General features: G+C 63.9%; 11 protein-coding genes. 6 read left to right on the top strand and 5 right to left on the bottom strand.

Annotated elements, in window-relative coordinates:
* Positions 1–32: 32 nt before the first annotated feature.
* Both Q2T94_RS03680 and Q2T94_RS03675 read left to right on the top strand, forming a co-directional pair.
* Positions 33–1,121 carry a Gfo/Idh/MocA family oxidoreductase gene (locus Q2T94_RS03680; protein ID WP_302262930.1) on the top strand — a complete coding sequence of 363 codons (1,089 nt, stop codon included), beginning with the start codon at positions 33–35 and terminating at the stop codon, positions 1,119–1,121.
* Entirely contained in the window at positions 1,118–1,888 is a 771-nt protein-coding gene (locus tag Q2T94_RS03675) for a TIM barrel protein (protein ID WP_302262929.1), read from the top strand. The genes Q2T94_RS03680 and Q2T94_RS03675 overlap by 4 nt, the downstream gene beginning before the upstream one ends.
* Positions 1,889–1,904: 16 nt before the next feature.
* Here Q2T94_RS03675 and Q2T94_RS03670 read toward each other — a convergent pair whose 3' ends face one another.
* A complete protein-coding gene (locus tag Q2T94_RS03670) occupies positions 1,905–3,107 on the bottom strand; it encodes a phytanoyl-CoA dioxygenase family protein (protein ID WP_302262928.1) in 1,203 nt (400 codons plus the stop codon).
* A 159-nt stretch (positions 3,108–3,266) separates the two neighbouring features.
* Here Q2T94_RS03670 and Q2T94_RS03665 point away from each other — a divergent pair, with 159 nt between their 5' ends.
* Together Q2T94_RS03665 and Q2T94_RS03660 are read left to right on the top strand one after the other, a co-directional pair.
* On the top strand, positions 3,267–4,298 hold the full coding sequence (locus tag Q2T94_RS03665; RefSeq protein ID WP_302262927.1) for a LacI family DNA-binding transcriptional regulator: 1,032 nt from the start codon (positions 3,267–3,269) through the stop codon (positions 4,296–4,298).
* Positions 4,299–4,428: 130 nt separating this feature from the next.
* Entirely contained in the window at positions 4,429–5,421 is a 993-nt protein-coding gene (locus tag Q2T94_RS03660) for a Gfo/Idh/MocA family oxidoreductase (RefSeq protein ID WP_302262926.1), read from the top strand.
* Between the two features lie 165 nt (positions 5,422–5,586).
* Here the strand turns inward: Q2T94_RS03660 and iolG are convergent, their stop codons facing one another.
* The 4 genes from iolG to Q2T94_RS03640 all read right to left on the bottom strand — a co-directional run bounded on the left by iolG (position 5,587) and on the right by Q2T94_RS03640 (position 10,440).
* A complete protein-coding gene (iolG, locus tag Q2T94_RS03655) occupies positions 5,587–6,603 on the bottom strand; it encodes an inositol 2-dehydrogenase (RefSeq protein ID WP_302262925.1) in 1,017 nt (338 codons plus the stop codon).
* Positions 6,604–6,692: 89 nt separating this feature from the next.
* Positions 6,693–7,574, bottom strand: coding sequence for a sugar phosphate isomerase/epimerase family protein (locus Q2T94_RS03650; RefSeq protein WP_302262924.1), 882 nt, complete (start codon positions 7,572–7,574; stop codon positions 6,693–6,695).
* Positions 7,571–8,671 carry a Gfo/Idh/MocA family protein gene (locus Q2T94_RS03645; protein ID WP_302262923.1) on the bottom strand — a complete coding sequence of 367 codons (1,101 nt, stop codon included), beginning with the start codon at positions 8,669–8,671 and terminating at the stop codon, positions 7,571–7,573. The genes Q2T94_RS03650 and Q2T94_RS03645 overlap by 4 nt, the downstream gene beginning before the upstream one ends.
* A gap of 158 nt (positions 8,672–8,829) precedes the next feature.
* The gene (locus tag Q2T94_RS03640) at positions 8,830–10,440 is read right to left on the bottom strand and encodes an IclR family transcriptional regulator (protein ID WP_302262922.1); all 1,611 of its coding nucleotides are present in this window, start codon (positions 10,438–10,440) and stop codon (positions 8,830–8,832) included.
* Between the two features lie 252 nt (positions 10,441–10,692).
* Here Q2T94_RS03640 and Q2T94_RS03635 point away from each other — a divergent pair, with 252 nt between their 5' ends.
* Positions 10,693–11,844 (top strand): substrate-binding domain-containing protein, encoded by a 1,152-nt coding sequence (locus Q2T94_RS03635; protein WP_302262921.1) that lies wholly within the window; start codon positions 10,693–10,695, stop codon positions 11,842–11,844.
* A 69-nt stretch (positions 11,845–11,913) separates the two neighbouring features.
* A complete protein-coding gene (locus tag Q2T94_RS03630) occupies positions 11,914–13,452 on the top strand; it encodes an ATP-binding cassette domain-containing protein (RefSeq protein ID WP_302262920.1) in 1,539 nt (512 codons plus the stop codon).
* Positions 13,453–13,491 lie beyond the last annotated feature (39 nt).

Raw genomic sequence — 13,491 nt, 5'->3', positions numbered from 1 at the left:
AACGTTCTAGAATAGAAGGATGATACCCCGCAATGTCATACTCACTTGAAGTACCCCCGGCCAAGGAAACCATCCGCATTGCCGTCATCGGCTGCGGATGGATCGGTGCTTTCCATGCCCGCACGCTGGCAGGCCACCTGCCCGGGGTGAGGCTCGAGGCCCTGGCCGATCCGGCTCCCGGAGCCGCGGCGGCGCTGGCCGCCGAGCTGGGCATTTCCAAGCACACCACCGACCCGGCCGATCTCTTCGCGGATCCCGATATCGACGGCGTGCTCATCGCGGCACCCTCGGCCGTCCATTCGGCACTGATAGTCCAGGCTGCGGCCGCGGGAAAACACATCTTCTGCGAGAAGCCAGCCGGCCACGGGCTCGAGGAACTGCACGCGGCCCTGGATGCCGTTGAACGTGCAGGCGTCGAATTCCAGATCGGCTTCAACCGGCGCTTCGCCTCCGACTTCGCCGAGGCCAAGAAGCGTATCCAGGCCGGGGACCTGGGCGAGGTGCAGCTGATGCGCTCGCTGACCCGCGACCCGGGAGTCGCCGAAGGCATCGCAAATGCAGGCCACATCAAGCCCAACACCATCTTCACCGAAACCCTCATCCACGATTTCGACGCGCTGAACTGGTACAACGAGGGTGCCAGGGTGACCGAGGTGCGCGCCATCGCCGATGCCCTGGTCGAACCCGGTTACCGCGAGGCGGGTCTGCTGGACACCGCAGTGGTGACGCTGCGCTACGACAACGGAGCGATCGCCGTGGCCGAGGCCAGCTTCAGCGCCCTCTACGGCTACGACGTGCGCGGGGAAATCTTCGGTTCCGCGGGAATGGCCGTGGCCGGCAACCCGGTGCAGCTCCACAGCGGCAGCTACACCGCGGCCGGGGCGCTGGCGCCCACCACGCGCGTGAACACCGAGCTCTTCGCCCAGGCCTACCGCGACGAACTGGCGCACTTCGCCCGCCTCATCGCCGCGCGCAAGGGCCTTGGCGAGGCCCCGACGGTGCCCACGCCCGGGGCGCAGGCAGCCATCGACGCACTGGAAATCGCCCTGGCCTGTGTCGAGTCCGTGCGCACGGGTGCGCCCGTGGTGCTCGAGCGCGAAACCACGGGCGGTGTCCTGTGAGCCTTGACTTGGCGGTCTGTGCGGAAATGGTGTTCCTCGATCTTCCCTTCGTCGAACGCGTGGAGAAGCTCCACGCGTTGGGCTTCGGGATCGAGATGTGGGATTCGCGCACCAGGGATCTCGCGGCCCTGAAAGCGACGGGCGCGAACTTCGGCTCGATGACAGGCTACTCCGCCGGAAGCCTCATCGACCCCGAGGGAAGCGCGGAGGTGCTGCGAACCGCGGCGGAACTGATCCCCACGGCCCTGGAACTGGGCATCGAGCGGCTGGTCATCCACCCCGCGGAACTTATCGACGGCCAGGCGGCAAACCCGCGCCATCGCGCCACCGGGGAAATGTGGCTGACCGCTTCGCGCACGCTGGAGAAGCTCGGTGCCCTCGGCGCCGAACACGGGGTGGTGTTCGTGCTCGAGAACCTCAATACGATCCTGGACCACCCCGGGATTCCGCTGGGGAGGGCCAAGGACACCCTGGCGCTGGTGGCCGGCGTGGGGCACCCCAACGTGAAGATGATGCTTGACCTCTACCACGCACAGATCGGGGAGGGGAACCTCATCCAGCTGCTGCGCGATTCCCTGCCCCATCTCGGCGAGGTCCAGGTGGCAGACGTGCCGGGACGTTGCGAACCTGGCACGGGGGAGATCAACTATCCGGCGATCGCGGCCGAGCTGCGCTCGCTGGGATACTCGGGCCCCGTGGGGTTCGAGGGCTGGGCCTCCGGGGATCCGGAGGAAGCCCTTGCCGGCTTCAGGAACGCTTTCTCCTGAAGCCGGCAATCCCAGGCTAGGCCGGAGGGAACCCGGTGCCCAGGCGCCGGGCTCCCTGTGCGTCCAAGGCCTCGTTGAGCTCGGCCGGGGATCCGGAGCGCGCGAGGTGCTCGGCCACCAGCTCGGCCTGCGACTGCGGGGCGAGCCCGCCGATCGGCTGGTCCAGATCCAGGTTGGTGGGGAAGGCGTAGCCCTCCGCCGAGGCGGCGATGATGTTGTGCAGGGCGGCCTCGGAGGCCCCCGCGGACTTGAGTTCCAGCAGCACCGGGTACAGGGCCTTGCTCATGGCCGTGCGGTCCACCGTTTCCATGGCGCGGCCGAAGGCCGAGGAGACCTGGAGCAGGTTCGCCATGCGCTTGATGTCGGTTGAAACGTTGGTGCCGGCACCGTGGAAGAGTGCGGGGTTGAAGAACACCGCGTCTCCCTTCTCCAGGGGCAGCTGCGCATGGTGCTGCAGGAAGTGCTCGGTGAAGTCCTCGCGGTGGAATGCCACGTAGCCGGCCGCGTACTTGTGAGAATGCGGAAGGTAAAGGGTCGGCCCGGATTCCAGCGGCATGTCGCAGTGCGCGACGGCACCTTGCAAGGTGAGCGCCGGGGTGAGCAGGTGGGCATGCGCAGGGTAGGCGCCGGCCTGCGTTGCGGACATGAAACCCAGGTGGTAATCGCGGTGCGCCCGCTGCGCCACACCCCCGGGGTTGACGACGTTGACCTGGGAGGTCACCTGGTAGTTGGGTCCCAGCCAGGCCTGCGACACCAGGGCAAGGATGTCGGAGGAATAATATTCGGCGAACACCGCGGGGTCGGCCAGCGCCAGCTTGTCCAGGGCACCCCAGATCCTGTCGTTTGCCCCGGGCTTGGCGAAGTGGTCGCCGCCCTGGACGCCGGATGCCTTCTGGGCATCGATGAGCTTGTTGAAGGCCAGTGTGGCGCGGTCCACGACCGAAATATCGGGGAATGCTCCCTTGAACACCACAATGCCCGGACCATCCGTCAGCGCCTTGGCCAGTTCCGCCTGGACGTCCGCGCGTTCGTCCGTCGATTCAAGGTACGAATGCAGGCGGGGTCCGTAAACGAGCACATTCTGTTCCACGGCATCGGCATACGGGTAGTCGGCCAGGGACGTGCACTGGGAGGTGATGCGCTTGAAGTCATCAAGATTGCAGTCCTCGGCTCGGAACCAGCGTGCGGCGCTGTCGGTCGGGATCGGGGTGGTGGTCATGGCGAGGTCCTTTCACGGTACTCAAGGGGAATCGGGGCGACGCCGGGAAGATCCCGGTTGGTGGATGGGCTGTGTTGCCCTTGCATCCCATTCTGCTTTCGTGGCACCGTGGTGAACCAGCCCCAAACACCTCAAAAACACCTCAGGAAGGGATCGAAAATGGCTCACCGGTTTTCCCTCAAGGAGATCGCCAGACAGGCGGGGCTCAGCGTGGCCACCGTCGACCGGGTGCTGCACGAGCGCCCGGGGGTGCGCCGGGGGACGGTGGGCCAGGTCACGCGCGCCATCGCGGAACTCGATAGCCAGCAAACCCAGTTGGAGCTTTCCGGCCGCAGCTTCGTGATCGACCTGGTGGTTGATGCGCCCGCGCGTTTCAGTGGGGCCCTGCGCAGCGCCCTCGAAGCGGAGCTTCCGTTGCTGCGCCCCGCCGCATTCCGGGCCCGTTTCCACCTGAGGGAACGCTGGGGTGCTGTCGAATGCGCCAGGCAACTGGATGCCGTGGCCCGCAGGGGTTCGCATGGAGTGCTGCTCAAGGCGGTCGATTCCCCGGAAATAGCCGACGCCGTCGAACGGCTCGCCGCCCGGGGCATCCCGGTGGTGACGGTGGTGACCGACCTGCCCTCCACGGCAAGGATCGCCTATGTGGGACCGGAAAACCGGGCCGCGGGTTCCACCGCCGCCTACCTGATGTGTTCCTGGCTGGGTGAACGGCCAGGGGACATCGCACTGACGGCGAGCCATGATAGTTTCCGCGGCGAAGAGGAACGGGAGATGGGCTTCCGTGCCACGATGCGTGCGCTGGCACCCGGACGCAGAGTCCATGAATTGCCGGACTCGGACGGAATCGACGCAACGGCCGAATGCCACTTGGAGGACCTCTATGCGAGGCATGCGGCCATTTCCGGGATCTATTCGATCGGTGGCGGAAACTCCGGCTTGGCCCGCGCCATCGAACGGAACGGAATACATGGCACCGTTCTGCTTGGCCATGACCTGAACCAGGAGAATTCCCTGTTGCTGGCCCGCGGATCGATGCAGGCGGTCCTGGGGCACAACCTGCGCACCGATATGCATGGAGCGTGCCGTGCGCTGATGCACCACCACGGTGCACTGCCCGGCGCGTGGGAGCCCGAGCGCTCGCCGATAGACATCCATACGCCCTACAACATGCCTGCATCTTCCGCGCGGTAGAACCAAAGCGCCTAAATTGTCTTAATGTCAGAACAATGATTGACACGGTGATTGCAGGCGGTAAGACTCTTCCTATGCCGGTTGACGCTTTCGGTCGGTGCCCAATCCACACAAACCCAAAGGACAGTCCATGCCCGTACGCGTAGGAGTCATCGGGGCCGGCATCATGGGAGCCGACCACGCCCGCAACCTCGCCGAAAACATCGGCGGAGCTTCATTGGCGGGTGTCGCCGACATTGATGCGGCCCGCGCCAGGGAACACGCCCATGGTGGATTCAGCACCGACAATGCGCTGGAGCTGATCAACCACCCGGATGTCGATGCCGTGCTGATCGCTTCCCATGACTCCACGCACGCCGAGCTGGCCCTGGCAGCCTTGCGGGCAGGGAAACACGTGTTGTGCGAAAAACCGCTGGCCCAAAATGCCGCCGACAGCCGCGCCATCGTCGACGCCGCCCGTGCCGCCAGCCAGAGGGCGGGAAAGAGCCTGTTGGGCGTCGGATTCATGCGCCGCTTCGACCCGGGGCATCTCCGCCTGCGCCGGATCGTGGAGGAAGACACGCTGGGCAAGGTGCTGATGGTCCACTGCGTCAGCCGCAATGTCTCATCTGCCCCGGGGACCAGCAACGAATCGGCGATCATGAACTCGGCCATCCACGAGCTGGACTCGTTGCCGTGGCTGCTCGGCAGCGCCATCACCGAGGTTGCCTGGATCCCGGGCGGTGCCGGCAGCGCACACGCCGAGGGCTTCCAAGATCCCGCATTCATGCTGCTGAGGACCGCGAACGGCGTGTTGGCGACCCTGGAGTTGTACCTCAATGCCCGGCACGGCTATTCGACCCAATGCGAGGTGGTCTGCGAGGAGGGCACGGTGTCGCTACGCGAACCTGCCAACGTCGAATTCAACCGGGACGGCAAGAACTTCGTGGAATACCCCGCGGACTGGAGGCCGCGATTTGCCGAGGCATACAGGACCGAACTCCAGGACTGGATCCGTTCCATCACCGACGGCGCCCCGAACCCGCTGGCCTCGGGCACGGACGGCCTGAACGCCTCGCTGGTCGGTGAGGCCATGGTCGAATCGATGCGCCGCGGGGGACAGTTCGTGCCTGTTGCCTACTGAGCGGGCCGGTGTTGTCCTCATGTGGGTGGCGGACCACGACGCACCCTCACCAGGCGTCGCCGAACCCGCCGGCCATACCGGTGTGAAACCACATGCCACGTGCGTGGTTCCCCTACCGGGAAACCACGCACGTGGCATGTGGCCGATGGGCAGTTCACCAAACTGCTAAGCGATGGGCTTGAGCTTCACCGTCTTGCCGGTGCGCGCGGATTCGAGGGCCGCATCGGCCAGCACCAGCGCGGCGACCCCGTCCTCGAAGCTTGGGGAGCAAGGCGTCCCCGAACGGATTGCCATGGCGAAGGCATCCAGTTCCGCCTTGTAGGCCTGGGCATAGCGCTCCAGGAAGAACGGCATGAAGGCCTCGCCCTCGGCGGTGCCGGACGCGCCGTACTTGCGGACCGTGGTCGGGGTGATGTTCTTGGCTTCAAGCATGCCCTCGGATCCGAAGGCCTCCAGCCGCTGATCGTATCCGTAAGCGCAGTGACGCGAGTTGGTGATCGTGATGAGCTCGCCCCGGCTGCCGCGCAGCGTGACCACGGCGGAATCGTAGTCCCCGAGCTCCTCGATGTCGCTGCTGAACTGGTTGGAGCCCACCGCCGTGACCTCGACGATGTCCTCAACGAAGAAGCGTGCCATGTCCAGGTCGTGGATGGTCATGTCACGGAAGATTCCGCCCGAGGTTTCGATGTAGTCGCGCGGTGCCGGGGCCGGGTCGCGGCTGATGATGGTGACCTGTTCCAACGACCCGATCTCTCCGGCGGCGACGCGGGAATTGATGGAAGCGAAGCTCGGATCGAACCGGCGGTTGAAGCCGAGCATGATGGGCACCGTGGTGTCTTTCAGCTTGTCGCGGCATTCCATGACGGTGGCCAGATCCAGGTCGATGGGCTTTTCGCACAGGACGGCGAGCCCGTGGGCCGCTGCGCGGGTGATCAGGTCGACGTGGGTGCTTGTCGGCGAGCCGATGATCACGGCGTCCAGGCCGGGCTCGGCAAACACCTCATCCGGGTCCTGCACGGCGCGTGCTCCGGTCTGTTCCGCAAGCTTGCGGGCGGCGTCAATGAACGGATCGGCAATCAGTACCAGCTCGATGTCAGGGTGGGCTGCAAGGTTGCGGGCGTGGACCTGTCCAATGCGGCCGGAGCCGAAAAGTGCCATGCGCAGGGGGCGTGGTGAAGTCATGTTGTGGTCCTTTCAGGGACGGTGAAGCGTGATCCTGGGTTCGTCGGGTGGCGAAGAGGGACCCCGGTGCACCCGGGTGGCGGTGGTGGCTAGGCGGGGAATGCGGCGATTGCTGTGTCGAAGGCCCGCTGGAGCCCTTCGCGCATGGGGGTTTCCCGGTGCTCGCGGGAGATGATCTCCACGCCCCACGGCCCCTGGTAGCCGCCCTCGATGGCCAGCCTGACGAAGGTTGCGGGATCGAAATCGCCCTTGCCGCAGTATGCGCGGTTGTTGATGGTGTCCTCGAACAGGGTTCCAACGGTGGTGTGGAAACCATCGTCGATTTCCACCGCAAACACGCGGTCCATGGGAACCATGTCCCACAGTTCTTCGTGGGACAGTCCCGACTTGGCGGTGTGCCAGATGTCGATCATCAGCCCGCCGGAGGCGCTGTTGGACTTGTCCACCACCTGGATGGCCTCGGCGGTGGTGCGCAGGTTGGAGAAGGGGGTCGCTTCCAGGGCCAGGCGGATGCCGGCCTCGGCCGCCTGATCCGCAAGATCGGAGAATGCGCTGGTCATCAATTCGAGGGGCAGCGGTTCGTCGGCGTTGCCGGCCCCCACTTTGATGTGCCTGGCGCCCAGCAGGATCGCTGCTTCGAAAAGTTCGGCTTGGACCTTGTCCGCGGCCTTGCGTTCGGCACCGGTGGTCCACCATCCGTTGATGAACTCAACCTCGACGATGCCGAGGCCGGCGGTCTTGATCTGCCGCCCAAGCTCCTCATAACCGATGGTGTCGCGGGCCGCCAGCAGGTCGTCATGGACCAGGCCGATGCCGGCCCAGCCGGTTTCTGCAATGGCGGCGATGCGGTCAGAAATGGCCAGCGGGCTGCATTCGGTGGGGCCCAGCGGCGCGGCATCCCCGGCGCTGGTCCAACACGTGGCAATCAGCTGCGGGTTCGGATTCATGGATTCGTTGTTCTGCATGCTCATGGCACCTCGATAAGTGTTGGTTCGACGATGTTGGCCATGCCGCCGTTGTTGTTGCTCGAGCGGTAGCAGGCATCAACGATGCGGGCCACGCTCAGGGCATCGGATACCGGGGCGACATTCGGTGCACCGGTGCGCATGCTGTTGACCCAGCCACGCATCTCGGTGCGGAAATTGCTGATGTTCTCCAGCTCCGGAAGTTCGGAGAACTTGTTGCTTTCGGTCCGCGCGAAGGGCGGGGTGAAATGGCTTTCCGTCCACTCGGTCCAGCCTGCAGCCAGCCCTGCGGCGGGCTCGTCCAGGTAAACGCGCAAACGCTGGGGAAGAATGCCGATTTCGAGCATTCCTCGCGTTCCGTAGACGAAAATGCGGGAGCTCTCGAACCATTCGAGTTTGTCGTGGCCATCGAAGCTGAAAGTGGCGGACATGTCGGGGTAGTTCAGCAGCACCGATGCGGAATCTTCCCGGCTTTTTTCATCCGAGAGGCGCGTGGACTTGTGTACGCGGGCGTTGACGGACTCCGGTGCGCCGAACATGTGGACCAGCGAATCGAGCATGTGGCAACCCAGGATCCATAGGACCCCGCCCATGTCGGCCGGCTGGTTCAGGTGCTCGGTGGTATGCTCGCCTACCATGGCCGCGCCACGCGCCGAAACTGTGACGACCTCGCCGATGGCGCCGTCATCGATCAGTTGCTTTGCCCGGGTGATCGATTCGGCGAGGCGCACGTTGTAGCCCACCTGGACCACCTGGGTCGAGGGGACCCCTCGTTCGGCTTCGGCCAGCTGCAGGAGGTCCTCGACCGTTCCGCCGCCGGGCTTTTCAACGACCACGGACTTGCCGGCCGCCAGGGCGCGAAGGGCGTGGGGGACCATGTCCTTGCTCTTGGAATGGATCATGACGGCGTTGATGCGCTCGTCGTCGAGCACCCCGTCGATGTCCCGAAGCTCGACATCGTATTTCTCGGCGAAGTAGCCCAACCGTGGATCCGTGTCGGCGGCGGCAACCACTTCCACGTTCTCAATTTCACGCAATGCCCTGACCCGGGCAGATGCGTGCGGGTGGGTGATTCCCAGTAGTCCCACAACGATAGGTTTCATCGAGTTTTCTCCTGTAGCTGTTTCCCGAGCCGCTTCGTTCTGCGAAGGGGCTCGGGTCCTGGTGGGTCATGGCCATGCGGAAACCAGGTTGAATACTCCGACCTAGTCGCATCTATTGGACAGTGTGTCCAAAGTATTGCACGTCACATGAGCGAGGGTCAAGTCACGGAATGGACAGGCTGGCCAACCAGTGAAGGCTCATGGCCGAGCGCAGAGGTCGGGGCACCCAGATACTCCGAGAGCCTGCGGGCACCGTCCCTGGCAACCTCGATCACGCTCTGGGCGCCTTCCGGTTCCGCCAGGATGCCCTCGCGCAGGCCGCTAACGGACAGGGATGCGACCACGTGGCCCTTGTGGTCAAAGATCGGGGCACCGATGGCAGCAATGCCCGGGGTCAGCTCGTCGTCGCTCATGGCGTACCCCGCAGAGCGAATCGCCTCGAGGTCCGCGTAGAACTTCGTCCGGGAGCGCACATCGAATTGGACGTCGTTGTTCTGCGAAACGATGGCGAAGTAGCTTTCCCAGGCCTGTCGATCCTCGAAGGCCAAGAGGGCGCGGGGAGCCGCTCCGGTATGCAGGGGAAGCGAGCCGCCCAGCGCCAGCAAGCGGCTGTTCACGCGCTTGCCGTCGATGCGCTCGATGCAGACGGCCCGGGTGTTGCGCCGGATGCACATGAAGGCCGTTTCGCCCGTGGCCTCATGGATCGAGCGAAGGACCGGGACCGCCGCGCGGCGCAGGTCAAGATCGTTGAGCAATTTGCCGGACAGCGAGATGAGCTTGCTGCCGATCCGGAAGGCGCCGCGGGGCCCCAGTTGTTCGACCCAGCCGGCTTCGCCGAGGGTGGCAAGCATGCGATAGACCGAACTTACCGGCTCGTCGAGCAGTTCGGTCAGTCGGGCGGAGGTGCAGACGCGCTCGTTGGCCAGGGCCTCCATGAGCGCATTGGCCTTGGCGATGATCGATGTGCTGTTGGAGGGGGTGGTGCTCAGGACGCGCAGAGTGGGTTGGGGCGCGAAGTCGCGCATGGATTCGGTCAGGGTTTGCGCGGCCCGGGCGATCACGTCCCGGGCCTGGCCCTGCAGGGAGAGGACCTGGTCCACCAGGCCGGCGGCCGTGAGCGAACCGAACACCGTGCCATCGGGATTCAGCACCGGGAAGCTGATGGCGGCAATCCCGTCAACGACCTCATTGACCTCCAGGCGCCACCCTTGGCGTCTGGTTTCCTCCACGTGCTTCCGCAGCGTTTCGGCCTCAAGCGGGGTTCGTGACGACAAGGGTTGGTAGGGCGCGGCGCCCAGCACGCTGTCTAGGACTTCCTCGGGCTGGAAGGCCAGGAGCACATGGGATGCCGCCCCCGCATAGAGGGGAAGGATGCGTCCGGAGGAGAGTCCGTAGAGGTCGACATCGGTGGCGTCGACCTGCTCCAGGCATACCGCGGTCTCCTTGCGCGGGATCCAAAAGGATGCCGTGAGTCCGAGCTGGCGCTGGACGGCGTTGAGCTGTCCGGCCAGGATTTCCCGGTCCATCAGCGCATCTGCAGCGGCCTCCCCGAGATGCAGGATCCGTGTCCCGAGTTCCACCGGTCCGTCCTCGGAGCGCCTTACCAGGCCCGCCTGCTCAAGGGCGGAAACAATGCGATAGACCGAGGGGCGGGGCTCATCCACGGCCTTGGCCAGTTCGGCCGATGTCGATGGTCCGAGGTTGGAGATTTCATCGACCACCTGCGTCGCCTTCATGACCAGCTGAATCATGTTCGCTGCGGGTTTCATCTATTGCTCCTTGACTTGTCTCTTCACGACTTACCCATTCCTGCGGAGCCGATGAGTCCAATTTTGCCTGATCCTCTCGAAAGGGAAAATTCCGGCAACGCTCTCCGTCGACAGCCCTCGCAGTGATCCAGATCATGTGATACTGTCTGAACACGTTGTCCAGTGTATGCCACTAGTGACTATAAGTCTTCATAGGATCCTGGCGGCAACGCACCCACGACAAGCAGCTCGTTTAAAACTTTGGGAGTAGACATGCAAAGACGAATTTTTCTGGCTGGTGCCGCAGTGGCCGCAACCTTGCTGGTTTCAAGTTGCGGCGGAACGGGCGCAGGCGGTGCGGCAACAAACGTGCAGAGCCAGGACCCGGCCGACACCCGCATCGGGGTGTCCCTGACCAGCCAGGACGAGGAGCGGTGGATTACCGATGGGCGTGCCATCCAGAAGGGGCTGGAGGACCTCGGCTACCAAGTGGACCTGCAGTATGCGAACGGCGATATTCCCACGCAACAGCAGCAAGTGGACCAGATGATCACGCGGGGCGCCGATTTGCTGATCCTTGCCCCGCTTGACGGCACGGCCCTGGCGCCGCAGCTCCAAGCCGCGGTCAATGCCGAGATACCCATCATTTCCTACGACCGGTTGATCCGGAACAGCCCGGATGTTGACCTCTACGTCACCTTTGACAACTACAAGGTCGGAGCCGAACAGGGCAAGGCATTGTTGACGGGCCTGGGCATCCTGAACAAGGACGGGTCCGAGGGAAAGGCCAAGGGCCCGTTCAACGTCGAACTCTTCGGTGGATCGCTCGATGACAACAATGCAACCTTCGTCTACGACGGCGGCATGTCCGTGCTGCAGAAATACATCGACAACGGCACGATCGTGATCAAGTCGGGCCAGACGAAGCTGTCGCAGATCGCGACCAAGGACTGGTCGCAGCAGGAAGCCCAGTCCCGCATGGACAACTTGATCACCTCCAGCTACTCCGACGGAACAACACTTGATGCCGTCCTGACACCCAACGACAGCGTCGCGCGCGGAGCGATTACGGCGCTGGGCAACTCCGGCTACGGACCGAAGCATGACAAGGCAACACAACCCATGCCGATCACCACGGGCCAGGACGCCGAAATCGCATCGGTGAAGCTGATCAACGACGATGTCCAGTACGCGACGGTCTTCAAGAACACCAAGTTGCTGGCCGCCCAGGCAGTGAAAGCGACGCAGGCCCTGCTCAATGGCGAGGAGCCCGAGCTCAACGACACGACATCGTATGACAACGGTGCCGGAGCGGTCCCGTCCTACCTCATGCCGATCGACGTGGTCTTCAAGGACAACATCAAGAAGCTCCTGGTGGACTCCGACTACTACACCACGAAACAGATCAAGGCCGGCCAGCTCTAACGGGTCCCTGCCGACCACCAGGAATCCCTCACCCCATCCCCATGTATAGAGAAGCGATAGGACAGCGCCGTGCCTGACTACATACTGGAAATGCGTTCCATCACCAAGAGTTTTCCCGGTGTCAAGGCACTGGCGGATGTCACCTTCTCCGCGGAGCGCGGAGAAGTACACGCCATCTGTGGCGAAAACGGCGCCGGCAAGTCGACGCTCATGAAGGTGCTCTCCGGCGTCTACCCACATGGTACCTATGGGGGTGAAATCCTCTTCGCGGGCGAAATCTGCGAATTTTCGAGCATCCGTGACTCCGAGCGTGCAGGAATCGTCATCATCCACCAGGAATTGGCGTTGGTTCCCCACCTGTCGATTGCCGAAAACATCTTCCTGGGCAACGAACGCCGACGCACTGGGGGATTGATCGATTGGCACAGGACCCATGCCGAGGCCACGCAGCTGCTCCAGAGTGTGGGGCTCCACGAAGAATCAACGACCCCGGTCGCGCAATTGGGCGTCGGCAAGCAGCAACTGGTGGAAATTGCCAAGGCACTGGCCAAAGACGTCAAGCTCCTGATCTTGGATGAGCCGACGGCGGCCCTGAACGACAACGACTCCGCCCATTTGCTCGGCCTGGTGCGCGCACTACAGGAACGGGGAATCACCTCGATCATCATTTCGCACAAGCTCAACGAGATCGAGGCAACGGCCAACCGCACGACCGTGATCCGTGACGGACAGACCGTCGAAACACTGGACATGGCCGCGCCCGAGGTCAACGTGGACCGCATTGTGCGCAGCATGGTGGGCCGGGACCTCGAATCCTTCTACCCGGAACGGAACCCGACCCCCGGCGAGGTGGTGCTGGAGGTCCGGGACTGGACGGTGCGCCACCCGCAACAGGACAGGCTCGTGGTTGACGGTGCCTCCTTCCAGGTGCGCGCCGGCGAAGTCGTGGGCATCGCTGGCCTCATGGGTGCCGGGCGCACCGAAATGGCCATGAGCGTCTTTGGACGCTCCTACGGTCGCTTCATCTCCGGACAGGCGCTGATGCACGGCAATCCCGTTGCCCCCCGCACGGTGGCCGAGGCGATCGGCCACGGGTTGGCGTATGTGACCGAGGACCGGAAACAACTGGGTCTGAACCTGCTCGATACGATTGCCCGCAACATCTCCGGGGCGGCGTTGCCCAAGCTGGCCAAGCGGGGATTCGTGGACGCGAACCTGGAAGCGAAGCTCGCCAGGCACTCGATGGATTCGATGCGGATCAAGGCCCCGAACGTCCAATCGGTGGTCGGGAAGCTCTCGGGCGGCAACCAGCAGAAAGTCGTCCTGTCCAAGTGGCTGCTGACTGGCCCGGAGGTGCTGATCATCGATGAACCCACCCGGGGGATCGATGTGGGCGCGAAGTTCGAGATCTACACCCTGATCAACGAGTTCGTGGAATCAGGCAAGGCCGTCGTGGTGATTTCCTCGGACCTACTGGAACTGCTGGGCACCTGTGACCGGATCTATGCGCTCTCCGGTGGACGGATCACCGGCGAACTCCCGGTAGCGGAAGCAACTGAAGAAAGACTCATGACCCTCATGACCAAAGAAAAGGAAGCAATAGGATGACTGTCACAGCCCCGCGCGGACCCATGGGCTCCGTTGCAC

The sequence above is a fragment of the Paeniglutamicibacter sulfureus genome (assembly GCF_030512175.1).
GTDB lineage: Bacteria > Actinomycetota > Actinomycetes > Actinomycetales > Micrococcaceae > Paeniglutamicibacter > Paeniglutamicibacter sulfureus.
This window is presented reverse-complemented; position numbering and strand designations above follow the sequence as displayed.